The organism is Rhizobium herbae (genome assembly GCF_019511375.1).
GTDB lineage: Bacteria > Pseudomonadota > Alphaproteobacteria > Rhizobiales > Rhizobiaceae > Pararhizobium > Pararhizobium herbae_A.
Map to the genome: position 1 here is coordinate 267,994 of NZ_JAEUAO010000002.1, position 22,797 is coordinate 290,790.

A 22,797-nucleotide genomic window follows, 5' to 3' on the forward strand; every position below is an offset into this window, starting at 1 on the left:
CATCTCGGCGTGAGGGTGGTCTTTTGCAGACCTTTCTCATGCCGCCGCCGTCAGCCGTTCGCCGGCGATCCGGTAGGAGATCGCTTCGGCCAGATGGATACGCCCGACCGTTGCCTTCTCGTCAAGATCGGCGAGCGTGCGGGCGACCTTCAGGACGCGATGGTAGCCGCGCGCCGAAAATTTCATCTTTTCGGCTGCATCGCGCAGCAATTGCAGGCCGCCGGCATCCGGCTCGGCCATCCTTTCGATCATTGCCGTTGAACAGCGCGCGTTCGACAGGATTTCCGGCATGCCGAAGGCGATGAAGCGATCCGCCTGGATTTCGCGGGCGCGGGCGACGCGTCTTGCGACCACGGCACTCGGTTCGGCCGGTGCCGGGCGGATCAGGTCGGCGGCGGTGACGCAGGGGACATCGATGCGGATATCGATGCGGTCCATCAGAGGCCCGGAAATGCGTCCCTGATAGTCGGCGACGCACCGCGGTCCCCTTACGCAGCTATGCCCCGGTTCGCCCGCCATGCCGCAGCGGCAGGGGTTCATCGCCGCCACCAGCTGGATCGCGGCCGGGTAGGTGACGCGGTGATTGGCGCGGGCGATGATGCATTCGGATGTCTCGAGCGGCTGGCGCAGCGCATCGAGCACCTGCGGCGTGAACTCCGGAAACTCGTCGAGGAACAACACGCCGTTATGGGCAAGCGAGGCCTCGCCCGGCTTGGCGCGCAGTCCGCCGCCGATCATCGCGGCCATCGTTGCCGAATGATGCGGCGTGCGGAAGGGCCGCCGGTCCGACAGCTTGCCGCCCGGCAGTTGTCCGGCGATCGAATGGATCATCGAGACTTCAAGCAGCTCGGCGGGCGAGAGCGGCGGCAGGATGGAGGGCAGGCGGGCGGCAAGCATCGACTTGCCGGAGCCGGGCGGGCCGACCATCAGCAGATTGTGGTTTCCGGCCGCAGCCACCTCCAGCGCCCGCTTGGCGCTTTCCTGGCCCTTGATATCGGCGAGATCGGGCATGTTGGCGGCACTGGCGCGGACCGCCGGCTCCGGCCGCGACAAGACCTGGGTTCCGCGAAAATGATTGGCAAGCGCGATCAGGCTGCGCGGCGCAAGAATATCGATCTCGGCGCCCGCCCAGGCGGCCTCGGGCCCGCTTTCCGAAGGGCAGATCAGCCCCTTGCCGAGCCCGTTGGCGCCGATCGCCGCAGGCAGCGCGCCGGCGACGGCAGCGATCGTCCCGTCGAGATTGAGTTCGCCGATGACCACATAGCCGCCGAGCGCATCTGCCGGGATGGCGCCGAGCGCTGCCATCAGGCCGAGCGCAATGGGAAGGTCGAAATGGCTGCCTTCCTTCGGCAGATCCGCCGGCGCGAGGTTGACGGTGACTTTCTTGGCAGGCAGCGACAGGCCAGAGGCATGCAGTGCTGCCTGGACGCGCTCCCGGCTCTCGGCCACCGCCTTGTCCGGAAGGCCGACGATCTGCATGCCGACTTTCCCGGGCGCGACCATCACCTGGACGTCCACCGGCACGCCTTCTATGCCCTGGAATGCAACCGTACCGACACGCGCGACCATGACTGCCCCTCTTGCCGCGAGGCAGGCTCACATCCCTGCCACCACAACCTCCATCGGTTGTGTGGGGAAATCTTGCACGAATAGCGGAATAAAACAAGAACAATTATCGAACGGTTCGGCAGCGATAATCGCAGAGGTTGAAACAGGTTGTATTTTGCGAACGAAGCGCGGAACAACCGCGAACATCCTATAGGTGCATCGGGTCGCGCCGGCCGGTCACGAGGGCGATCCGGCCGGCTCTCTCGTCAGGCACGCTTTCGTTCGATGGCGTCCCAGAGAAGTGCTGCGATATCGGCGCCGCCGAACTTCTTCACTTCGCGGATGCCGGTAGGCGAGGTGACGTTGATCTCGGTCATGACGTCGCCGATCACATCGATGCCGACGAGCAGGAAACCGCGCTCGCGCAGCGCAGGCCCGATGCGGGCGCAGATTTCCTTTTCCCGCGTGGTCAGCTCGGTCGCCTCCGGCTTGCCGCCGGCATGCATGTTGGAACGCGCGTCGTGTTCGGCCGGAACGCGGTTGATCGCGCCGACCGGCTCGCCGTCGACCAGGATGATGCGCTTGTCGCCCTTGCGCACGGCCGGCAGGTATTCCTGGGCGATGAACGGTTCGCGAAACATCTGGCCGAACATTTCAAGCAGCGACGACAGGTTGCGGTCGTCGCGGGTCGAATGGAAGACGCCCGCACCGCCGTTGCCGTAAAGGGGCTTCAGGATGATGTCGCCCATTTCGGCGCGGAAGCTGGCGATTTCAGCGGGATCGCGGGTGATCAGCGTCTTCGGCATCAGGTCGGGAAATTCGGTGACGAAGATCTTTTCCGGCGAATTGCGAACCCAGGCGGGATCATTGACGACGAGCGTCTTCGGGTGGATACGCTCGAGCAGGTGCGTCGAGGTGATATAGGCCATGTCGAAGGGCGGGTCCTGGCGCAAGAGCACGACGTCCATGGTGGAGAGGTCGACGCGCTCGGCCTCGCCCAGCGTGTAGTGATCGCCCTTGACGTCGCGCAGCAGCATCGGCTGCACTGTGGCGAAGACCTTGCCGTCGCGCAGCGACAGCTGGTTGGGCGTATAATGGAACAGCTTGTAGCCGCGCGCCTGCGCTTCGAGGCTCATGGCGAAGGTGCTGTCGCCCGCGATGTTGATGCTGGAGACGTGGTCCATCTGGACTGCGACATTGGTGATCTTTGCCATGGGGCGTTTCCTGTTGATCGTGGACGTCGTTGCAAAAGCCAGGTCTGTCTATATCAAATCGCGTCTGCGGAAACCTACAGATTTCATCCGACTTCGCACTTGGCACGGCGAGGCGTTCACGCGGCGGATTTTCGCCCGTGCTTCAGATCATTTCGGTTCGCCGGCCTCAAGGAGCCAGCGGGATCGGCCGGGGCACATCGGGTGCCTCAGGTAAGTAGTAGTAGGTGACACGCGATGTGCCCCGTTTCGGTGTCTTTTGCCGCGCTTCTCAGGTTCTTCTGCGCTTCTCCAGCGAGAAGCCTCCAATGCCCCGGCCCGGCCTCTTATCCGCCAGGCCTTTCAATATGGTGGGGCATGCCCTTGACCCTTGGGTGGCAAAGCCGCCCGGCGGGGTGAACCGCCCGTGGTGTGACATGCCCGGCACGCCCAGCCCATTTGCGGACCGGAGGAGAACCGCCTTTCACGCAGCCCCGGAGATTTCGCGTGCGTTTCGCCAAATCACCCGGGCACCGGCCCCGCCTCGCCGGCAACGCTATCCGGTGTATCCGATGGCGGGACGGGAGGAGTATGGCACAGGCGCCAAGGGCGGGGATGAACGGGGATGACTTTCAGGTGACGGCCGTGGCATGATTGCTTCAATCGGAATCGATTTAAGGAGGAAATTATGAAGCGTTTTCAAAGTGCTGCGGTCTTAAAGGTCCAGACAGCACAAACATGGACAGTGGCCGTTTCACCCCCTCTGCCCTGCCGGGCATCTCCCCCTTGCGGGGGGCTATCGCATATGGAGTGAAAGCGCTTGCGACGAACGGGACCACTTACTTACGCGAACCGGGCGGCTGTTCTCGCCCGCGCCCTTGCGGCGACTTCCTCGCGATCGCGAGGGGGGTGTGACGTCTCCAGCGAATCGAGCAGCTCTCGGGCGCAGGCGGCGATCGAAACGACCGCACGCTCGAATGCAGCCTCATTGCGTTTCGATGGTCTGGTTGTTCCGCTCACCTTGCGCACGAACTGAAGCGCGGCATCATGAATCTCCTCATCCGTCGCCGGCGGATCAAAATTGAACAGCGGCTTAATGTTTCGGCACATGGGCTTGCTCCCGGGCGTTTTTCTCTGCCACAGAGGGTGGCGAAGCATATAGAATAGTCGCGGGAGGGCCACTTGCAACGCGCCTGGCCAGCCAGCAGCGCTTCGCCGAGAAGCGCCGCTTCGGGTCTGAAACGTCCCAACCCAACACTTTCATGGATTCTCGGCTGGCGATCCACTACTCTGTCAGTCGGGAGGAAATCAGTTTGGAACGCCGCCTCGCCGCCATTATGACCGCTGACGTAGTTGGCTACTCACGTCTGATCCGGGCTGATGAGGACGGCACACTCGCGGCTCTCAAGGCGCTGCGGACTGACCTGATTGGTCCGAGGATTGCGGATCACCATGGTCGCGTCGTCAAGCTCATGGGAGACGGATTGCTGGCCGAATTCGCCAGCGTCGTGGAGGCGGTGCGCGCCGCTACCGAGATGCAGCAGGCGATGGCTGAGCGCAATGCCGCCGTGCCGGAAGAGCAACGCATCGAATTCCGCGTCGGGATCAATCTGGGCGATGTCGCCATTGATGGCGAGGACATCCATGGCGACGGTGTCAATGTCGCCGCCCGCCTGGAGGCGCTGGCTGAACCGGGCGGGGTCTATGTTTCGGGGGCGGTGTATGACCAGGTGCGCGATCGGCTCGAGACGCGCTTCGAAGACCTGGGAAATCAGCAGGTCAAAAACATCGACCGGCCGGTGCGCGTCTGGCGCTGGCTGCGGGACGGCATCACGCCGACGCCGAAGACGGCTCAGGCGGGGAGGCCATTGCCGGAGGGACCGTCGATCATAGTTCTCCCCTTCAACAACATGAGCCGTGACGCCGATCAAGAGTATTTCAGTGACGGCATCACGGAGGACATCATCACTGATCTCAGCAAGGTCTCCCGTCTCTTCGTCATCGCGCGCAATTCGGCATTCGTCTACAAGAACCGGACGTTTAGCGTCCCTCAGGTTTGCCGCGAGATCGGCGTCAAGTTCGCTCTCGAAGGCAGCATTCGCAAGGCCGGCAACCGGGTTCGGGTCACGGCCCAGCTGATTGACGGTTCGAGCGGCGGCCACGTCTGGGCAGAGCGCTACGACCGCGAACTCACCGATATCTTCGCGGTCCAGGACGATATCACGGAGCAGATCGTGGCTGCCTTGAAGGTCACGCTCAGCGAAGCGGAAAAATCGCGCAACATCGATAGCGGCACCAAGGACATGGACGCTCATGACCTGTTCTTGAGAGGGCGTGAACTCATCCGCGGCGTCAAGAAAGATCGCGAGATGTTCGATCAGGCGAACACGTGCTTCCGCCGGGCGATCGAGCTCGATCCGAACTACGCCGCCCCCTACGGGGGGCTGGGCATGGTGTATGTCCTGGATCATCAGAATCGCTGGACCGACACGCCAGAGACGTCGCTCGACCAGGCCGAGCGCTTCGCCAGCGAGGCGATCGCCAGGGATGACAAGGACCCTTTCAGCCACTACGTCGCTGCTGTGGTTGCCTTCTGTCAGAAAAATTACGAGCGATGGGCGGATGAGGCCCATCGGTCCTTGTCGCTCAACCCCAATTACGCGCCCGCGCTCAACCTCGCGGGCCTCGTACACCTCTACACGGGAGCGCCGGCGAAGGCGATTCCGTACACCGAACGGGCGATGCGCCTCGATCCGGCCCTGGGGCACCAGTACGTGCACTTTCTCGGCACGGCCCATTTCGTCATGGGCGAGTACGAAAAAGCGGCAGCCCTGTTCAGGGATCGGATCGCCGTCAGTCCGACCACAGACCTGTCGCGCGCATTCCTCGCCTCGGCCTTGGGCCATCTGGGCAAACTGGACGAGGCCCGCGAGGTTTGGCGGGAGCTCAAAGGAATCAATCCGAGATACTCCCCGGTAGAGCATATTGGCCGCCTGCCATTCCGGGACCCCGCGGATGCCGAGAAATTCCTCGCCGGCTTGCGCAAAGCAAGCCTGGCGGAGTGACCCGTCCAGGGACGGGATCGAGTTGATTGCAGCACCTAAAACAGTGTAGGCCTAGTCCCCGGACAGAGGTGAAGAGATCGTGGATACCAAGAATTTCCTGCCCCTCTTCGAGGGCAAACGGGTTCTGATTGTCGAAGACGAATATTTCCTCGCGGACGAAACACGCCGAAAGTTGATCCAGTTAAACGCGCTCGTTGTTGGCCCGGTGGCCACTGTCGAGGAGGCGCTCGATTTGATTGAATCCGAAGTCATCGACGCCGCAATTCTGGATATTCATCTCGGAGAAGAACTGGTCTTTCCTGTCGCCGAAAGACTGGACGAACTTAACATTCCATTCGTTTTTGCAACATCTTATGATCCCTCGATCGTCCCCCAGAGATTTTCTGGCTTCATGCTTTGTGAGAAGCCGGCAGAGCTTGGAAAGATCGCGCAGGCGCTGTTTGATCCGCCATCGGATCGGTTCCACTGAACAGTGGGAATCGAGCGCTCGGTCCAGTGCCTTACATCCGCATTTCGCGGCAGCTTCGTCGTAGCTGACCTCCTGGATGAAGACGAGGTCGATGGCAAAGGTCGGCGGCAGCGACGAGCGAAATGAGGCAGTGCCGGCCGTCACGCCACGCGATGAAACATCACGTAACCAGCTGGCGGATGGTTTCGATGAGCCGGTTCAAATTCGTCGGCTTTCCAAGGTTGATGGCGCTTGCAAGGGCCGGGTCAGAAGCAAGCTCATGAGCGGGACTTGCTGTCGTAAGAACGAAAGGAATATTCAATTGCCGAAGCTTCGTGGCAACGGGGCTCACTCTTGTTCTGCCAAGATGGACATCGAGAACGGCACAATCGGGCAGCTCTTGCTCCAGCACACCGAATGCATCCTCGTTCGAAGCGACAGGGCCAAGCACGCGCAACCCTGCAGCGGTAAGACTGCGCCGGAGATCATCGGCAATGAAGAACTCGTCTTCTACGACAAGGACCTTGGTTTGGCCTTCAGCCCCTTTGTAAAAGACATCACTCACAGGACCTCACACGGGGATTTTAATCGTCGCAGTCAAACCACTGGGAGGATAGGTAAGTTCCGCGCTCCCGCCCATATGAGCGCAGAGGCCTTCGATCAGCTCAGTTCCATAGCCGTTGCGCTCTGGCGGGGAGACCACCGGCCCGCCTTCCTCTCGCCACTGGCACGCCAGCAGGGCGCATTTCCCCGGCGTCTCTACCAATTCCCATGTAACGCGTATCCTTCCTCCGGGTACCGTGGCCGCGCCGTGCTTTATCGCGTTCGTTCCAAGTTCGTGGAAGATCATGCTGACCGAAAGTATCTTTGAACTTTCGAGTTCTATGGGCGGTCCAGAGCAATCAAGCCGCTCCGATACGGTCGAACTGACCGCCTCTGTCAATAGCGCTTCGAACGACGCGGTCCCGCCACGGGCGGCAACCTCTTGCGCCTGGAAGGTGATATCCAGCCTCCCGAGCAGCGCTTCCTTGAAGCCCGCCACCGCCGGATTGTCAGCCCTCGCGTTGCTCACGACCGAGCGAACGACGGCCGAAAGGTTTTTCAGCCGATGCCGCGTCTCCGCGACGATGAAATCCATTTCGGCATCGTGTCGCTGGCGCTCGGTAACGTCTTCGAAGATGATGAGGATGTTGGGGCTGTTGTCGTCGGGGTGAACGAGGCGTCGGGCGTCGACCAGAAATGTACGCTGGCCTATTGACGGGAACTCATGTTGCACCTCGAAGCCGATGACGGCCGCCGACCGTGGGATGACGGAGGATATGAGCTGCCGCAGCTCGGGAATGTCCCACTGACCGTTCCCCAGCCCGAAGAAGTCTTCAGAGAGGATGTCGTCCCGCTCGACCTTGAAAGCCTTGATGAACGCGTTGTTCGCAGTCGTTACACAGAAGCGCTGATCCAGCACGACGACGGCCTGTGTCATGGTGTCGACAATACCTTGGGCCTGGACGTGCCCCGTCTTCATCAAACGATACAAATCTTCCAGCAACATGGATGACATCCCGTCCTCTCATCGCGTTCATTGAGGCGACAATATAGACCACTTAAATAGGAGCTTCCGTTCAGCCGGCAAGCCTTTGGGGTCCGACGCGGTCTTTAGCGAGTGGTGGGCAACATCCGCTGGGGAAGGGGCTTTCGGATGTGATCGCTGCCGAGCAGACCATCGGCTCGCAAAAGCTCAATCTGATACTCCGGGTGACCGAAACGAAGGTGCACAGGCGACGCGAGGTGGCCGCAAGCGTCTGCTTTCAGCTGCGCGCCACGACGGCTTCAAGTGATAGATGCCGCGATCGCCGAACACCGGCTCTCGGCATATGCTCACCCTATCGCCGCTTCCAGCGTGCTCGCAACCTCGCGCCTGCCGCCGAGACCATCGAGGGCTTTTGCCAGCCGCTTGCCGGTCGTCACGTCGAAGAAATGCAGGCGTGACGGGGCGATGGTCAGGGCGATCGTGTCGGAAAGTTCGATTTCCGGCGATAGCGCCGCCGTCAGTTTCTTGCCGTCCAGCCTGCCGTGGACCAGCCGCTGGGCGCCCAGTTCCTCGATGTAATCGACCTTCATGGCGAGCGACTGTTCGCCCGCCCGGGCGACGCGCAGGTCTTCGGCGCGGATGCCGATGGTAAGCTCGGTCGGCAGCGCGGACAGGCGGTCGCTTTCCAGCACCTGACTGCCGAAATGCAGGCGGCCGCCCTCACGCGTGGCGCGCAGAAGGTTCATCGCCGGCGAGCCGATGAAGCTTGCGACGAAGGTGGAGGCGGGCGTGTGGTAGACGTCGAGCGGACGGCCGATCTGCTCGATCCGGCCGCCATTGAGAACCACCAGCCGGTCGGCCAGCGTCATCGCTTCGAGCTGGTCGTGGGTGACGTAGAGCGAGGTCGTGCCGAGGCGCTTCTGCAGCTGCTTGATCTCGCCGCGCATCGTGACGCGCAGCTTGGCGTCGAGATTGGACAGGGGCTCGTCGAACAGGAAGGCGGCGGGCTTGCGGACGATGGCGCGGCCCATGGCGACGCGCTGGCGCTGGCCGCCGGAAAGCGCGCGCGGCTTGCGGGTGAGATATTGCTCGATTTCCAGCATGCGGGCAGCTTCGGCCACGCGGGCATCGATCTCCGCCTTCGGCGTGCCGCGGTTCTTCAGGCCATAGGCGAGATTGTTGTAGACGGTCATGTGCGGATAGAGCGCATAGTTCTGGAACACCATGGCGATGTCGCGTTCGGCCGGCTCGACATCGTTGATCACCCGATCGCCGATTTCGACCGTCCCCTGCGAGATCGCCTCGAGCCCGGCGACCATGCGCAAAAGCGTCGACTTGCCGCAGCCCGACGGGCCGCCGAGCACGATGAACTCGCCGTCGGCTATATCGATGGAGACGGACTTCACCGCCTCGACGCCGCCGGCGTAGATCTTCGAAACATTGGTGATGTTGATCGCTGCCATGGTGGCCAATCCTCTACTTGTCGCTTTCGGTCAGGCCCTTGATGAACCAGCGCTGGAAGATCATGACGATCATCACCGGCGGCAGCATGGCGAGGATCGCCAAGGCAAAGGCCTCGTTGTAATCGGGAATGTTGGAGCCGACCCAGACGAGCAGGATCTGCTTGATGCCGCGCACCAGGGTGAAGAAGCCTTCATCCGTCGTCATCAGCGTCGGCCACAGATACTGGTTCCAGCCATAGACGAACATGATGATGAAGATCGCCGCCATCATGGTCTTCGAGAGCGGCACGATCACGTCGACGAAGAACTTGAAAGGCCCGGCGCCGTCGATGCGCGCGGCCTCAAGGAGTTCGTCAGGGATCGACTTGAAGAACTGGCGGAAATAGAAGGTGCCGGTGGCGGACGCCAGAAGCGGCACGATCAGGCCGGTATAGGTGTTGGTGAGGTGCAGCGAGTTCATCACCTCGTAAGAAGGCAGGATGCGCACTTCGAGCGGCAGGAGCAGCGTGGTGAAGATCATCCAGAAGGTGACGGTCGCAAAGCGGAAGCGGAAATAGACCAGCGCATAGGCCGCCAGCATCGACAGCAGGATCTTGCCGGCGGCAAAGCCGAGCCCGAGGATCAGCGAGTTCATCATCATCCTCAAGCCGGTGATCTTACCGGTAAAGCCGCCCTCCCTGGTCAGCACCGTCTCGTAGGTCTCGATGAAATGGCCGCCCGGCAGGATCGACAGGCCGTTGCGGTGGATGTCGGCGGCCTCGTGGCTGGAGGTCATCAGGGCGACGAGCAGCGGCCCGACCATGATGAAGACGCCGGAGAGCAGGATGAGGTGGTCGAAGAATTTGGTGCGATACATCGGTCCGCCTCCGCTCAATTGTAGTGGACGCGCCGCTCGATGAAGCGGAACTGGAAGATGGTGAGCACGAAGACGATGATCATCAGGATGACGGACTGGGCCGAGGAACCGCCGAGGTCGTTGCCGCGGAAGCCGTCCATATAGACCTTGTAGACCAGCGTGATCGGGTTGTTGGCGGCCTTGTCCTTCACCATCACGTCGATGACGCCGAAGGTGTCGAACAGGGCATAGGTCGTGTTGATGATCAAAAGGAAGAAGGCGGTCGGGGCAAGCAGCGGCAGGATGACGGTCCGGAAACGGCGAAAGCCGGATCGGCAGTCCATCAGTGCGGCCTCGCGCACGGAGACGGGGATGCCCTGCAGGCCGGAGAGGAAGAAGATGAAGTTGTAGGGGATCTGTTTCCAGACGGAAACGACGATCATGGCGAAGGCGGTATCGTTGTAGTTCAGCCCGACCTTCATCTCCCAGCCGAACAGGCCCGCAAATTTCACCAGCGGGCCGATATGCTGGTCGAACATCATCATGCCCATCAGGCCGGCGACCGGCGGGGCGATCGCATAGACCCAGATCAACAGCGTCTTGTAGGCGGCATTGCCGCGGATCACGCCATCGGCCTTGACGGCAAGCAGCAGGCCGATCGAAAGCGAGAAGAAGGTGACGAGCGCGGTGAAGACGGCGGTGAAGCGGGCGATGCCGAGATACTCGGTCGATTTTAAGACGTCGGTATAGTTGGCGAGCCCGACGAAGGAGGAGCCGAAGCCGAAGGGATCCTCGAGGTAGAAGGACGACCGGATTGCCTGCACCGAGGGGCAATAGAAGAAGATGAAGATGATCGCCATCTGCGGCGCGAGGAAGAGATAAGGCAGAAAGGGCGAGGAGAATTGGACGCGCTTTGCGGAGGCGGGCTCGGCGGGGGTGGAGCGGAAACGACGGAAGAAGCCGGTGGCGCTTGCGGGCGCGGGGCTCGTCGGGGAGAGCGATGGTGCGTGCGTCATGGGTCTGGCCCTGTGGGGAGTGTCTTGGGTGCGGAGGGTTTTGCCCCTCACCCTAACCCTCTCCCCGCAGGCGGGGAGAGGGGATGATCGAGTGTTACGCGGTCCTTCTTCCGTCCTCGTCAGGCGGGTGAAGGTGCGGCGTATCCCTTCTCCCCGTTCACGGGGAGAAAGTGGCCGACAGGCCGGATGAGGGGCCGAAGCGGCTCGGCGTTTGCCGCATCACCCCCCTCTGTCACTTCGTGACATCTCCCCCTCAAGGGGGGAGATCATTCGTTCCCTCACCGCTTTTGCGGTTGAGGCGAGAGGCTGCTGCTTGTGATCTCCCCCCTTGAGGGGGCTGCCCGACAGGGCAGAGGGGGGTATCGTGCGGCACATTCGGAATGTGCGGCGATAACCCCCTCATCCGACCTCCCTCTTCTCCCCGCTGGGGAGAAGAGGGAGTTAGCCGTAAGCTCGCGGGTACTCCCTCCCCCTTGTGGGGAGGGTTGGGGAGGGGAGTTTGCCGTTCAGCTCAAACCCCTCCCGACCCTTCAGGCCACCCTCCCCACAAGGGGGAGGGGAAAACCTCTAACTCAGCCAGCCGTCTTGGCGAAGCGGGCGAGAAGTTCGTTGCCTTCCTTCTCGATCGTATCGAAGGCGTCCTTGACGGAGACTTCGCCCGAGAAGATGCGGCCGTATTCGCGTTCCATGATTTCGCGGATCTGCGGGTAGAAGCCGAGACGGTAGCCCTTCGACCATTCGCCGGCCGGCAGCAGCAACTGCTTGATGCCGATTTCGGCGGCCGGCTTCTCGTTGTAGTAGCCTTCAGCCTTGGCAAGCTCGTAGGCTGCCTTGGTGATGGCGACGTAGCCGGTTGCCTGGTGGTAGAACTTCTGCACGTCCGGCGAGGTCAGGAACTGGAAGAAGTCGGCCACGCACTTGTTTTCCTCATCCGACTTGCCGGACATGGCAAACAGGGCAGCGCCCCCGATGAAGGACGAGGTGCCGGCGCCCTTGATCGAGCCCCAATAGGGCAGGAAGGCTGCCGAGAACGGCATCTGCGCCGTCTTCTGCAGGCCGCCGAACGAGCCCGACGAGCCGATCCACAGCGCTGCCTTGTTTTCCTCGAACATCTTCTGGTTATCGTTCCAGCCGGCGCCGTAGAAGCCGAAATAGCCTTCGTCCTTCCAGGCCTTCAGCTTCTCGAACATCATGACGAGGCTCGGGTCGGTGACCTTCAGCTGAGTGTCGACGACGCTGTCATAGCCATTGTTGTTGGTGGCGAACTGGATGTTGTTGCGCGAGAAGAAATTCTCGGTGAACTGCCAGGTGAGCTGCGACTGGACGAGCGGGATGAAGCCGGCTTCCTTCAGCTTCGGGGCAATGGCTTCGAATTCTTCCCAGGTCTTCGGCGCCTCGACGCCGGCCTTCTTCAGGGCCTCGTCGTTGATGTACATGATCGGGGCCGAGGAATTGAACGGCATGCCGACGAACTTGCCGTCGCTGTCGGCGTAGAAATAGCGCACGCCGTCGATGAAGGCGTCGCGGTCGAACGTGTAGCCCGCCCTGGTGATCAGATCTTCGGCCGGGATGACGGCGCCCTTGGCGTTGATGATCGTCGCCGCACCGGCGTCGAACACCTGCAGGATGTTCGGCTGTTCGCCCGAACGGAAGGCGGCGATGCCGGAAGCGAGCGCTTCCTCGTAGGTGCCCTTGGAAACCGGGGTGAGCGCGCAGGCCGTCTGCGACGCGTTGAACTTCTGGGCGACTTCGTTGATGACTTCGCCGTTGCGGCCGGCCATGCCGTGCCACCAGGTGATGTTGGTCGCGGCGAGCGAGGAGGTGGCGGAGAAGGCCAGCGCGAGGCCGGTCATCGTGAATTTCCTGATCATGCGGTTCCTTTCACCAGGGTTAAGGTGAGGAACCGGCTATCGACCTTTCATGACGCGCGGATAACGCTTTCGTGTCGATTCGATTACAACCGCGCCACAGCCGCTCAGAAGGCATCGGGAAGATGAACGGGCCAACGCCAGGGCATGACGGAAACGATGTCGTAACGGATCGAAAGTCGCGCAAAATCCGGCTGTCTGGCCAGCCACAGATCGCTGGCTGCGCGGATGCGCTGTTGCGAAAAACTGGACACCGCAAAGACGGACTCGTCCAGCGACCGGCGGGCCTTGACTTCGACGCAGGCGATCAGATCGCCCTTGCGTGCAATGATGTCGATCTCGCCCAGCTTGGTGCGGTAGCGGAAGGCGACGATGCGGTAGCCCTTGATGAGCAGTGACAGGGCGGCGCGGTACTCGGCGAGCGAGCCGCGCCGGAGCGCCTTCAGGCGGTTCCTGTCGGGCGGCTCATGGTTCATCCCGGTCTTTCAGCTCCAGCAGACGGTCGTAGAGATCCTTGCGGTTGAGGCCGGTCTGCCTGGCTGCCTCGGTTGCCGCCTTGCCGGTCGACATGTCCTTGACCAGTTTCAGGAGAATGGCATCGACATCGTCTGCTTCCGGTGCCGCGGGTGCATCCGGGGGGCCGATGACGAGCACGATCTCGCCCTTGACGGTGGCGCCCTCGCCGTAGAACGCCTTGAGCTCGGCCAGCGTGCCGCGGCGGAATTCCTCGAAGGTCTTGGTCAGTTCGCGGCAGACGGATGCCCGGCGCTCGCCGCCGAGCACGTCATGGGCGGCAACGATCGTGGCGGCGATCCGGTGCGGGGATTCGAAGAAGATCAGCGTGGCGGGAACGGTTGCGAATTCCGCAAGCCGGTCACGGCGCGCCTTGTCCCTGGAGGGCAGGAAGCCGGCGAAGAGGAAGGCATCGTTGGGAAGTCCGGAGCCGACCAGGGCGGCGAGCGGGGCTGACGCGCCCGGGATCGGAACGACGCGGTGGCCGGCCTCGATGGCGATCTGGCCGAGGCGGTAGCCGGGGTCGGAGACCAGCGGCGTGCCGGCATCGGAGACGAGGGCGACGGATTTGCCCTCGTCGAGTGCTGCGAGCAGCTTCGGCCCGACCTCGTTGGCATTGTGCTCATGATAGGCATAGGGCCGGTTGACGATGCCGTAGCGGTCGAGCAGCACGCGGGTGACGCGGGTGTCCTCGCAGGCAAGCACGTCGGCGCCGGCCAGTGTTTCAAGCGCGCGCAGGGTAATGTCCGAGAGATTGCCGATCGGGGTGGCAACGAGATACAGCGCCGGTTCCAGCGGGCGGGCGGGCACGGTGACATTATGCAGCCGGTAGGTCTTCTGCCGCTCGCCGGCTCCGTTGCTGCCTTCTGCCTGATATTCCACGATGTCTTCTTTCGTTCGCTCTCGTTTCCCGCCCGCCTTTGGGACAGGACCACAGCAGATGGGGACGGCTACGCTCGGCACTTCTCCCCGCAGGGGAGAAGAGAAAAGCAGCGAGACGCCTCGGCCCATAGGCTATAGCGCCCCTTTATGGGCGACGCTTGGGCTGGCAGCAAGAGTGGGATACGAACGGGATGCTGGGGACGAGCGGACAATCCTGCCGACAATCCTCTTCTGGTTGGCAATAACCCTTGCGCTCCACGGCTTTTTTCTGCCATTTTGCCCGTCCACATCCTTTCCCGCCGCCAAGCGGGTACCTCAAGAATTCAAGCCGGGAGGCGCGGCCCGCCCGGCGATGGTTGAAAGCGGTAGCATCTCATGCGCATTACTCTCGAGCGGTCCAATCTCCTGAAGTCGCTGAACCACGTTCACCGCGTGGTCGAGCGGCGCAATACCATTCCGATCCTCTCGAACGTGCTCCTGCGCTCCGATGGTGCGAGCCTCGAAATGAAGGCGACCGACCTCGACCTCGAAATCACCGAGGCGACGCCGGCGCAGGTCGAGCAGGCGGGGGCAACGACGGTGCCGGCGCATCTGCTCTATGACATCGTGCGCAAGCTGCCGGACGGTTCCGAAGTGCTGCTGGCGACCAACGCCGAAGGCACTGCGATGACGGTCGCCTCGGGCCGCTCGAAATTCTCGCTGCAGTGCCTGCCGCAGTCCGATTTCCCGGACCTCACCGCCGGAACGTTCACGCACTCCTTCCGCATCAAGGCCACCGACTTGAAGATGCTGATCGATCGCACCCAGTTCGCGATCTCGACGGAAGAAACCCGCTATTATCTGAACGGCATCTATATCCACACCATAGAAAACAAGGGCCAGCTCAAGCTGCGCGCTGTTGCCACCGACGGCCACCGTCTTGCCCGCGCCGATCTGGAAGCGCCAAGCGGTTCGGAAGGCATGCCGGGCATCATCATCCCGCGCAAGACCGTCAGCGAATTGCAGAAGCTGGTCGACAATCCGGATGTGGTGGTCACGGTCGAGGTTTCCGATGCCAAGATCCGGCTCACCATCGGCTCGATCATCATGACCTCGAAGCTGATCGACGGTACCTTCCCGGACTACCAGCGCGTCATTCCGGCCAACAACGACAAGGAATTGAAAATCGACTGCCAGTCCTTCGCCCAGGCCGTCGACCGCGTCTCGACGATTTCCTCCGAGCGCGGTCGTGCCGTCAAGCTCGCCCTTTCGGACGGGCAGTTGACGCTGACCGTCAACAATCCGGACTCCGGAAGCGCAACGGAGGAACTGCCGGTCGGTTACGAAAGCGATGCGCTTGAGATCGGCTTCAACGCCAAATACCTGCTCGACATCACCGCGCAGCTTTCCGGCACCGAGGCTGTCTTCATGCTTGCCGATCCCGGCTCGCCGACGCTGGTGCGCGATCTGGCAGGCGACGACGCGCTCTATGTGCTGATGCCGATGCGCGTCTAAGCAGACTTTCGTTGGCAGGCCAACGTTTGGTCTGCTTAGGTGTTTGTTTTAACGCAGGTTCTGGCCGAAAAACCGTTGGACACCTTTCCGGAACCTGCTTAGGCCAACGAGCGAGCCATTTGAGGGTCTGAAGCGATGGCCGGGCCAGTCTCCGGCCCTTGTCACTTCTGACCGGCGGGCACTTGTTGGCAGCAAGACCATCGCAGCTAATTTTCGGGGTGGCGGCAAGTGAGCTGTTGGCAGGGGGACAGAGTGGCGCGAAAAGACTTGTTTTTGTCGCAGTCAGCGACACATAATCGCGTCGCGATTGAAGACGACGCGCGTTAGAACAGAACATGACGTGCTGTTTGGCGCCGACGTATTGGTGGAGATGCGCATGAATTTTCGGCTGAAAGAGCGTCTTGGCAAGAAATTCGACGAGGAAATTCGTTTCTTCAAGGGGTGGCGCAGCAATATGAAGGCGGTCGGCTCGATCGTGCCGACATCCGGAATAACCGCCCGGCGAATGGCAAGCGTCGTCAATCCGCATTCGGGCCTCCCCGTTCTCGAGCTTGGTCCCGGCACCGGCGTCATCACCAAGGCGATCCTGCAGAAGGGCGTGCAGCCGCAGAATCTGGTCTCGGTCGAATTCTCCACCGATTTCTTTCAGCACCTCGTCAAGACCTATCCCGGCGTCGATTTCATCAATGGCGATGCCTTCAATCTGGACAAGACCCTGGGTGCGCGCCGCGAGCAGACGTTCGACAGCGTCATTTCCGCCGTGCCGCTTCTGAACTTTCCGATGCATATGAGGGTGTCGCTGATCGAGGATCTCTTGTCGCGCATTCCCGTCGGCCGGCCCGTCGTCCAGATCTCCTACGGCCCGCTGTCGCCGGTCGTCGCCATGCCGGATCGCTATCAGATCTCCCATTATGATTTTGTCGTGCGCAACATTCCGCCGGCGCAATTGTGGGTCTATCGCAAGACGCATTGAGATTGCCGATGTTCGGCATCTGCGTCACGCATCCGCAGGTCCGCATCGGCGCGGACGTGCCGGTGCCGCGCTGCTGATTGTCCGAACTGGCGGCGGCAATTTGCCCTTGCAGACCCGTGCCTCGCATGCGATTGGGAGCCGTTTGAGCTCTGGCAAGGATGGCAAAAATGACTGTGACCGCGCGCGACCGGCTGATCGTCGGCCTTGATCTCCCCACCATCGGCGAAGCCGAGACAATCGTCAAAGCGCTTGGCGACGACGTGCTGTTTTACAAGATCGGCTATCAGCTGGTGTTTGCCGGCGGGCTGGAGTTCGCGCGCGATCTCGCGAAGGACGGAAAGAAGATCTTTCTCGACATGAAGCTGCTCGATATCGACAATACGGTCGCCAAGGGCGTCGAGAACATTGTCAGGATGGGCATGTCGATGCTGACGCTGCACGCCTATCCGAAAGCGATGAGGGCCGCCGTCGAGGCGGCGCGCGGCTCCGAGCTCTGCCTGCTCGGCGTCACAGTGCTGACCTCGATGGATGCCCAGGACGTCATCGACGCCGGCTATCAGCTCGACCCGCAAGCCCTGGTGCTCCGCCGTGCCGAGCAGGCGCGGGCAGCCGGCATGGGCGGCATCGTCTGCTCGGCCGAGGAAGCGTCTGCGGTCCGCAACATAGTCGGGCCGGACATGGCCATCGTCACGCCCGGCATCCGTCCGGCCGGCAGCGACCGGGGCGACCAGAAGCGGGTGATGACCCCGGCCGATGCGCTTGCCGCCGGATCGAGCCACCTCGTCGTCGGCCGCCCCATCGTCAAGGCCGCCGATCCGCGCGCCGCAGCGCTAGCCATTCTCGAGGAGATGACGGGGGCGCTCTGAAAGCGCGCGGCCATCGTCCACCACGCACGACAGTCATCGAGCGACGCGGCGGCCCCTCATCCGCCCTGCCGGGCACCTTCTCCCCGTTTTGATGGGGAGAAGGGACATGCGGCACCGTTTCGCCAGTCTCCACGGCTGAGCAGGGCACGTCCCCTCTCCCGGCTTGCGGGGAGAGGGCTAGGGTGAGGGGCAAAAGCCGCCTCTTCGTGTGTCGGCAGCGCACGGTGCTTGTCGTGCTTTAAGTCTTTGTTGCCGTCGTTTGCGCGAAATCGCTGCACACCTTCGCGTGACATGCTCCGGTTTATCGGCTGTTGCCGGCAATCACGTTGCTCGGGTCGGAATTGCGAATGAGGGACGCTGCACCGTGGACCAGGCGATTGCCCGTCACGGTGTTGAACTGGGCGAAATCGAGCGAACTGAGGCTGCTGCCAAAGGGATGGGCGGGATCGCGGAAGCAGTAGCTTCGGGCGCCATTGCGCGAGTTGAGCCAGACGGCTGGCTTGGCCCGGAAAGCCGCCCGATAGGCGAAAGTGTTATCCGAAATCGTGTTGTGCTGCGGCTTCTGGTGTCGGATCGTGCCGCCCTCGCCGCAGTTGCGATAGAGAAAAATGCCGCCGCCAGCCGGATCGTCGAAACGGTTTGCGGTAATGACGTTTTCGGCGGAGCCGTCGATGGCGATCTGCTCACGCTTGCTTGCGACGGCAAACCTGTTGCCGCTGATCGTGTTTCGCGCCGATTCCGCGTCGAGATAGAGAGCCGGTCCGTCGCTCTTGCCGGCCAAGGTGGATCTTTCAAGCCGCACCCCGGTCACCCCGGGGCCGATATAGAGCGGAACCCTGCCATCCGCCACGATCGTCAACCCGGATAACGCGATACGGGATGGAGCCGCTGCCTGGGCGCGGGCCGTGTGATCGGCGTTCAGGGACGACAGGCGCATCTCCTTTGCCTGACCGTTGGTGCCCATTCCCTGGAGGCGCAATGCGCCCTTGATATTGCAGTTGCGCACGGTGACGCCGGAAGGCACGCTCCAGTCGCCTCCCTTGCCCTTCGTGGAGCGGATCAGCACCGTCGGGCGGCCGAAGTTGACCGTGCCGCGCGAACCGTCAAGCGTCGCGCCCTGGCAATCGAGTGTCATGCCGGATGCGGAGCCGCCGGAGATGATGATGCGCTTGGTGACGATGTCCGTGGGCCTGAGCGTCAAGTCGCACCGGATATCGACCTGCGGGTCCTTTCTCGTTGCCGGTGCCGTTGCGGCGGCGTAGACGTCCGGTGCGCATTGGCCGGGCTTTGCGCTGGCGGGATGCGCGTCGCCCAGCCAGAGGCACAGGCCGGTCGTGACACCCAGCATGGCCGCGGTTCTACCGAATGAAATCATCTGACACCCCGGGGCCTGGCCTTGACGGTGCCGTTCTGCAGGAAGAGCGGCCCGCCTTGACCGGCCAAGTGAATTGGCGGAAAGAACGGAAGCAATAGCAACGAGTTGCGGTGAAAATAGGGAGACGGTGATGGCCAAGGGATACTGGATTGCGCGCGTCGATGTCCGCGATACCGAGCGTTACAAGGATTATGTCACGGCCGCAAAGCCGGCGTTTGAAAAATACGGCGCCAAATTTCTCGCCCGCGGCGGTGCTTTCCGGCGCCTGGAGGGCGATGTCCGGTCGCGTAACGTGGTGATCGAGTTCCCGTCGCTGCAGGCGGCGATCGATTGCTACAATTCCCCCGAATATCAGATCGCGGCAGCAATCCGCCACGAGGTCGCGAGTGCCGAAATGGTGGTCGTCGAGGGCGTCTGAGCGGCGGCGTGCATCACGGCGGAAAACGGCAGAAAAGCCTTGGCGATACGCCTTCCCGTCGCCCGATGATTGGGCTATGTAGCACACACAGACCACGCTGAAATCAGGAGTGCCGCCGTCATGACTTTGTCCAATCTCCCCCCGCTCGTTACCGTTTTCGGCGGGTCCGGATTTGTCGGCCGTCATGTCGTGCGTGCGCTTGCAAAACGCGGTTTCCGCATCCGCGTCGCGGTCCGGCGTCCGGACCTCGCCGGTTTCCTGCAGCCGCTCGGCAATGTCGGCCAGATTTCCCTGGTGCAGGCCAACCTGCGCTACCGCAATTCGGTCGATGCGGCGGTTCACGGCGCCGATCATGTCGTCAATTGCGTCGGCATCCTGTTTGAAAGCGGCCGCAACACCTTCGACGCGGTTCAGGATTTCGGCGCCCGCGCCGTGGCCGAGGCGGCGCGCGGTGTCGGTGCGAGCCTGACCCATATTTCCGCCATCGGCGCCGATGCCAATGGCGAATCGCTCTACGCGAAATCCAAGGGCCGGGCCGAAAAAGCGATCCTGGAGACGGTTCCCGAAGCGGTCATCCTGCGCCCGTCCATCATCTTCGGACCCGAGGACGGTTTCTTCAACAAGTTCGCCGAGATGGCGCGCTTCTCGCCGGTGCTGCCGCTGGTCGGCGGCGGCAAGACGGCATTCCAGCCGGTCTATGTCGTCGATGTCGCCGAAGCCGTTGCGAAGGCCATCGAGGGCAAGGTCGCCAAGGGCAGGATCTACGAACTCGGCGGGCCGGAAGTCCTGACCTTCAAGAACTGTCTCGAGATCATGCTGAAGACCATCGGGCGCACGCGCACGCTGCTGCCGCTTCCGTTCGGCCTGGCCTCGCTGATGGGGTCCGTTGCCTCGCTGGTGCCCTTCGTGGCGCCGCCGATCACACCCGATCAGGTCATCCTTTTGAAGCGCGACAATGTCGTTTCCGAGAGTGCGCGGGCCGAAGGCCGCACGCTGCAGGCTTTCGGCATCGAGCCGACTTCGGTCGAAGCGATCCTGCCATCCTACATGGTGCGTTACCGTCCGCAGGGCCAGTATACGCGGTCCGGCGGCGCCGCCTGACCACGCCCTGACCTGACAGGAACAGGTTTCAATCGCGCCGCCGGTCCCCTCCGGCGGCTTCTTTTTGCCCGCCTCAAGGCAAAGCGTTGCAGTTCTGCCGCACTGGAAAAAGCGATTGGTCTTTACCGTCGATTCAGCATCTATCGATATTGATAAGGGCTGTTCCAGCGCATAGACAACAGCCGCGCCGGGTCCTTCATTTCCGAAGCGACCGGCGCCGACATATCATCTTGAGAGGCACATTTTTCATGGGCAAGTCGATCGCAATTTTCTTTGCGTGCGCGGCACTTATCGTTCTGGCTGGATCCTTCGCGGCGCCGAAGACGGTTGCCAGCAATCACAGCTGTGCGCCGGCCTACGGCGTTGACCCGTGCACCACGGCCTCGATCGGCAAGCTCGCCGAATAAGAATTTCCGCCTCGTTTCGAGGCGGCACAGTTTCATGGCGGGGGCCAGGGGACCGCATGCACTTCTGCAAGGAAGCGCATGCGGTTTTTTATTGCCGCTCAGCCGACCATCCAGAGGCCGATCAGGCCGGCCGTGCCGATGACGATGCGCCAGATGGCGAATGGTGCGAAGCCGCGGCTGGAGACGAAGTTCAAGAGCGAGCGCACGACGACCAGCGCCGCCACGAACGCGGCGATGAAGCCGACGGCAATCAGCCATACGTCGTCGAAGTTGAGGGCGTTGCGATTCTTGTACAGATCGAGCGTGAAGGCGCCGAGCATGGTGGGCATGGCGAGGAAGAAGGAGAACTCGGCGGCGGAGCGCTTGTCGGTTCCCATCAGCAATGCGCCGGCAATGGTCGCGCCCGAGCGGGACGTGCCCGGAATCATCGCCAGGCATTGGAAAAGCCCGATCTTCAGGGCGAGCGACGGCGGATAGTCCATGACGTCGCGATATTTCGGCTTCAGCGGCAAACGGTCGATCGCATAAAGAACGATGCCGCCGAGGATCAGCACGATGCAGATCAGCATCGGTGTTTCGAACAGCACGCTCTTGATGAAACCATGCGCCATGGCGCCGATCACGGCCGCGGGCAGGAAGGCGAGGAGGATCGACAGGACGAATCGCCGCGCCTTGACGCTCGAGGGCAGGGCGGTCGCGATCGACAGCAGCCGCTGGAAATAGACGAGCAGGATGGCGAGGATGGCGCCGAGCTGGATGAGCACGGCAAAGGTGTTTCCGGGCGATTTGAAGCCGAGGAAATGCCCGGCAAGCAGCACGTGGGCCGTCGAAGACACCGGAATGAATTCGGTCAGGCCCTCGATAAAACCGAGGACAAGCGCGCTGATGATCGACTGATCGGCCATGAATTAAGTATCCCTGAAGCATTGGGGGTTAAGGTCTGGGACCATCGAAGGGCGCTGGCTGATTCGCTTGTGTTTGCGCCAGCAAGTTCCTATAGCTTTTTAAAATGCGCCGTGGCCAGACCAAACGGCCGCGGCAAACCTCCTCCCAATCGAACTGACGAAACCGTATCGAATGCCAACTCTCTATCACCATCCTATGTCGACCGCCTCCCGGTTCGTCCGGCTGATCCTCTCGGAATACGGCTACCAGACGGAACTGGCCGAAGAGCAGCCCTGGGAGAGGCGGCGTGATTTCCTGACGCTCAATCCTGCCGGAACGCTGCCCGTCTATGTCGATGACAGCATGCGGGCGCTCTGTGGCGCGACCGTGATCTCCGAATATCTCGACGAGACCAACGGCGTCCTCAAGCGCGACCGCCGGCTGCTCGCCGAAGACCCGTTCCAGCGTGCGGAAATCCGCCGGCTGGCGGAATGGTTCCTGCAGAAGATGGAAGCCGATGTGACGCGCCCGCTGGTGCGCGAACGCATCTTCAAGCTGCAGATGACGCCGGACCAGGGCGGCGGCGCCCCGGATTCGAAGGTGCTTCGCACCTCGCGCTCGAACATCCGCCAGCATCTGAAATATCTGGGCTGGCTTGCCGGCTCGCGCACCTATCTGGCCGGCGACCGGCTGTCCTATGCCGATCTTGCCGCCGCCGCTGCCATCTCCGTACTCGATTATCTCGGCGAGATCGACTGGTCGGAAGCGCCGCCCGTGAAGGACTGGTACCAGCGGCTGAAATCCCGGCCGTCCTTCCGGCCGCTGCTTGCCGAGCGCGTGCGCGGCGTGACCCCGGTATCGCACTACGCCGATCTCGATTTTTAGGGCATGATGCCGAAAGCTTTGAAACGGTTTTCGGTCA

Annotated in this window: 22 protein-coding genes; 9 read left to right on the top strand and 13 right to left on the bottom strand. The window is 62.2% G+C overall.

Features of this window, described 5'->3' with window-relative positions; translation table 11 throughout:
* Positions 1–36: 36 nt before the first annotated feature.
* The 3 genes from JNB71_RS08505 to JNB71_RS08515 all read right to left on the bottom strand — a co-directional run bounded on the left by JNB71_RS08505 (position 37) and on the right by JNB71_RS08515 (position 3,848).
* Positions 37–1,569, bottom strand: a complete 1,533-nt coding sequence (locus tag JNB71_RS08505; protein ID WP_220371405.1) for a YifB family Mg chelatase-like AAA ATPase — start codon at positions 1,567–1,569, stop codon at positions 37–39.
* A 245-nt stretch (positions 1,570–1,814) separates the two neighbouring features.
* Complete coding sequence (gene gshB, locus JNB71_RS08510; protein WP_220371406.1) at positions 1,815–2,762, bottom strand: glutathione synthase; 948 nt, start codon at positions 2,760–2,762, stop codon at positions 1,815–1,817.
* 819 nt (positions 2,763–3,581) lie between these two features.
* Positions 3,582–3,848 (bottom strand): DUF2277 domain-containing protein, encoded by a 267-nt coding sequence (locus tag JNB71_RS08515; RefSeq protein ID WP_220371407.1) that lies wholly within the window; start codon positions 3,846–3,848, stop codon positions 3,582–3,584.
* A gap of 197 nt (positions 3,849–4,045) precedes the next feature.
* Between JNB71_RS08515 and JNB71_RS08520 the strand changes: the two genes are divergently transcribed.
* Together JNB71_RS08520 and JNB71_RS08525 are read left to right on the top strand one after the other, a co-directional pair.
* Positions 4,046–5,803 carry an adenylate/guanylate cyclase domain-containing protein gene (locus JNB71_RS08520; RefSeq protein ID WP_220372217.1) on the top strand — a complete coding sequence of 586 codons (1,758 nt, stop codon included), beginning with the start codon at positions 4,046–4,048 and terminating at the stop codon, positions 5,801–5,803.
* A 79-nt stretch (positions 5,804–5,882) separates the two neighbouring features.
* Positions 5,883–6,272 (top strand): response regulator, encoded by a 390-nt coding sequence (locus tag JNB71_RS08525; protein ID WP_431028447.1) that lies wholly within the window; start codon positions 5,883–5,885, stop codon positions 6,270–6,272.
* A 160-nt stretch (positions 6,273–6,432) separates the two neighbouring features.
* On the opposite strand, the gene JNB71_RS08530 is transcribed toward JNB71_RS08525, so the two are convergent.
* From JNB71_RS08530 to rsmI, 8 genes are all read right to left on the bottom strand, one after another.
* Positions 6,433–6,816, bottom strand: coding sequence for a response regulator (locus JNB71_RS08530; RefSeq protein WP_220371408.1), 384 nt, complete (start codon positions 6,814–6,816; stop codon positions 6,433–6,435).
* A gap of 6 nt (positions 6,817–6,822) precedes the next feature.
* On the bottom strand, positions 6,823–7,800 hold the full coding sequence (locus JNB71_RS08535; protein ID WP_220371409.1) for a sensor histidine kinase: 978 nt from the start codon (positions 7,798–7,800) through the stop codon (positions 6,823–6,825).
* Between the two features lie 326 nt (positions 7,801–8,126).
* A complete protein-coding gene (locus tag JNB71_RS08540; protein WP_220371410.1) occupies positions 8,127–9,242 on the bottom strand; it encodes a sn-glycerol-3-phosphate import ATP-binding protein UgpC in 1,116 nt (371 codons plus the stop codon).
* Between the two features lie 13 nt (positions 9,243–9,255).
* Entirely contained in the window at positions 9,256–10,098 is an 843-nt protein-coding gene (ugpE, locus tag JNB71_RS08545) for a sn-glycerol-3-phosphate ABC transporter permease UgpE (protein ID WP_220371411.1), read from the bottom strand.
* Between the two features lie 14 nt (positions 10,099–10,112).
* Positions 10,113–10,937, bottom strand: coding sequence for an ABC transporter permease subunit (locus JNB71_RS08550; protein ID WP_220372219.1), 825 nt, complete (start codon positions 10,935–10,937; stop codon positions 10,113–10,115).
* A gap of 728 nt (positions 10,938–11,665) precedes the next feature.
* Positions 11,666–12,964, bottom strand: a complete 1,299-nt coding sequence (locus JNB71_RS08555; RefSeq protein ID WP_220371412.1) for an extracellular solute-binding protein — start codon at positions 12,962–12,964, stop codon at positions 11,666–11,668.
* A gap of 104 nt (positions 12,965–13,068) precedes the next feature.
* The gene (locus tag JNB71_RS08560) at positions 13,069–13,437 is read right to left on the bottom strand and encodes a YraN family protein (RefSeq protein WP_220371413.1); all 369 of its coding nucleotides are present in this window, start codon (positions 13,435–13,437) and stop codon (positions 13,069–13,071) included.
* Positions 13,427–14,356, bottom strand: a complete 930-nt coding sequence (gene rsmI / locus JNB71_RS08565) for a 16S rRNA (cytidine(1402)-2'-O)-methyltransferase (protein WP_220371414.1) — start codon at positions 14,354–14,356, stop codon at positions 13,427–13,429. Before rsmI ends, JNB71_RS08560 begins: the two co-directional genes overlap by 11 nt.
* A 375-nt stretch (positions 14,357–14,731) precedes the next feature.
* On the opposite strand from rsmI, the gene dnaN reads away from it, so the two are divergent.
* From dnaN to pyrF, 3 genes are all read left to right on the top strand, one after another.
* A complete protein-coding gene (gene dnaN / locus JNB71_RS08570) occupies positions 14,732–15,850 on the top strand; it encodes a DNA polymerase III subunit beta (protein ID WP_220371415.1) in 1,119 nt (372 codons plus the stop codon).
* Positions 15,851–16,226: 376 nt separating this feature from the next.
* Positions 16,227–16,823, top strand: a complete 597-nt coding sequence (pmtA, locus tag JNB71_RS08575; RefSeq protein ID WP_162715670.1) for a phospholipid N-methyltransferase PmtA — start codon at positions 16,227–16,229, stop codon at positions 16,821–16,823.
* 173 nt (positions 16,824–16,996) lie between these two features.
* Positions 16,997–17,689, top strand: coding sequence for an orotidine-5'-phosphate decarboxylase (gene pyrF, locus JNB71_RS08580; RefSeq protein ID WP_220372220.1), 693 nt, complete (start codon positions 16,997–16,999; stop codon positions 17,687–17,689).
* Positions 17,690–17,990: 301 nt separating this feature from the next.
* On the opposite strand, the gene JNB71_RS08585 is transcribed toward pyrF, so the two are convergent.
* The gene (locus JNB71_RS08585) at positions 17,991–19,064 is read right to left on the bottom strand and encodes a NosD domain-containing protein (RefSeq protein ID WP_220371416.1); all 1,074 of its coding nucleotides are present in this window, start codon (positions 19,062–19,064) and stop codon (positions 17,991–17,993) included.
* Positions 19,065–19,194: 130 nt separating this feature from the next.
* On the opposite strand from JNB71_RS08585, the gene JNB71_RS08590 reads away from it, so the two are divergent.
* The 3 genes from JNB71_RS08590 (at position 19,195) to JNB71_RS08600 (ending at position 20,990) form a co-directional block, all read left to right on the top strand.
* Positions 19,195–19,482 (top strand): DUF1330 domain-containing protein, encoded by a 288-nt coding sequence (locus tag JNB71_RS08590; protein WP_220371417.1) that lies wholly within the window; start codon positions 19,195–19,197, stop codon positions 19,480–19,482.
* 120 nt (positions 19,483–19,602) lie between these two features.
* The gene (locus tag JNB71_RS08595; protein ID WP_220371418.1) at positions 19,603–20,583 is read left to right on the top strand and encodes a complex I NDUFA9 subunit family protein; all 981 of its coding nucleotides are present in this window, start codon (positions 19,603–19,605) and stop codon (positions 20,581–20,583) included.
* A 248-nt stretch (positions 20,584–20,831) separates the two neighbouring features.
* On the top strand, positions 20,832–20,990 hold the full coding sequence (locus JNB71_RS08600) for a hypothetical protein (RefSeq protein ID WP_018323843.1): 159 nt from the start codon (positions 20,832–20,834) through the stop codon (positions 20,988–20,990).
* Positions 20,991–21,088: 98 nt separating this feature from the next.
* Here JNB71_RS08600 and JNB71_RS08605 read toward each other — a convergent pair whose 3' ends face one another.
* Positions 21,089–21,895: an undecaprenyl-diphosphate phosphatase gene (locus tag JNB71_RS08605; protein WP_220371419.1), complete on the bottom strand. Its 807-nt coding sequence runs from the start codon at positions 21,893–21,895 to the stop codon at positions 21,089–21,091.
* Positions 21,896–22,067: 172 nt separating this feature from the next.
* Here JNB71_RS08605 and JNB71_RS08610 point away from each other — a divergent pair, with 172 nt between their 5' ends.
* Positions 22,068–22,760: a glutathione S-transferase family protein gene (locus JNB71_RS08610; protein WP_220371420.1), complete on the top strand. Its 693-nt coding sequence runs from the start codon at positions 22,068–22,070 to the stop codon at positions 22,758–22,760.
* The last annotated feature ends 37 nt before the right edge of the window (positions 22,761–22,797 follow it).

What these genes read in the sequence shown, in the direction of transcription:
- JNB71_RS08505 (WP_220371405.1), bottom strand. Translation starts at nt 1,569, where the DNA reads ATGGTCGCGCGTGTCGGTACGGTTGCATTCCAGGGCATAGAAGGCGTG.
- gshB (WP_220371406.1), bottom strand. Translation starts at nt 2,762, where the DNA reads ATGGCAAAGATCACCAATGTCGCAGTCCAGATGGACCACGTCTCCAGC.
- JNB71_RS08515 (WP_220371407.1), bottom strand. Translation starts at nt 3,848, where the DNA reads ATGTGCCGAAACATTAAGCCGCTGTTCAATTTTGATCCGCCGGCGACG.
- JNB71_RS08535 (WP_220371409.1), bottom strand. Translation starts at nt 7,800, where the DNA reads ATGTTGCTGGAAGATTTGTATCGTTTGATGAAGACGGGGCACGTCCAG.
- JNB71_RS08540 (WP_220371410.1), bottom strand. Translation starts at nt 9,242, where the DNA reads ATGGCAGCGATCAACATCACCAATGTTTCGAAGATCTACGCCGGCGGC.
- ugpE (WP_220371411.1), bottom strand. Translation starts at nt 10,098, where the DNA reads ATGTATCGCACCAAATTCTTCGACCACCTCATCCTGCTCTCCGGCGTC.
- JNB71_RS08550 (WP_220372219.1), bottom strand. Translation starts at nt 10,937, where the DNA reads ATGGCGATCATCTTCATCTTCTTCTATTGCCCCTCGGTGCAGGCAATC.
- JNB71_RS08555 (WP_220371412.1), bottom strand. Translation starts at nt 12,964, where the DNA reads ATGATCAGGAAATTCACGATGACCGGCCTCGCGCTGGCCTTCTCCGCC.
- JNB71_RS08560 (WP_220371413.1), bottom strand. Translation starts at nt 13,437, where the DNA reads ATGAACCATGAGCCGCCCGACAGGAACCGCCTGAAGGCGCTCCGGCGC.
- dnaN (WP_220371415.1), top strand. Translation starts at nt 14,732, where the DNA reads ATGCGCATTACTCTCGAGCGGTCCAATCTCCTGAAGTCGCTGAACCAC.
- pmtA (WP_162715670.1), top strand. Translation starts at nt 16,227, where the DNA reads ATGAATTTTCGGCTGAAAGAGCGTCTTGGCAAGAAATTCGACGAGGAA.
- JNB71_RS08585 (WP_220371416.1), bottom strand. Translation starts at nt 19,064, where the DNA reads ATGATTTCATTCGGTAGAACCGCGGCCATGCTGGGTGTCACGACCGGC.
- JNB71_RS08590 (WP_220371417.1), top strand. Translation starts at nt 19,195, where the DNA reads ATGGCCAAGGGATACTGGATTGCGCGCGTCGATGTCCGCGATACCGAG.
- JNB71_RS08595 (WP_220371418.1), top strand. Translation starts at nt 19,603, where the DNA reads ATGACTTTGTCCAATCTCCCCCCGCTCGTTACCGTTTTCGGCGGGTCC.
- JNB71_RS08600 (WP_018323843.1), top strand. Translation starts at nt 20,832, where the DNA reads ATGGGCAAGTCGATCGCAATTTTCTTTGCGTGCGCGGCACTTATCGTT.
- JNB71_RS08605 (WP_220371419.1), bottom strand. Translation starts at nt 21,895, where the DNA reads ATGGCCGATCAGTCGATCATCAGCGCGCTTGTCCTCGGTTTTATCGAG.
- JNB71_RS08610 (WP_220371420.1), top strand. Translation starts at nt 22,068, where the DNA reads ATGCCAACTCTCTATCACCATCCTATGTCGACCGCCTCCCGGTTCGTC.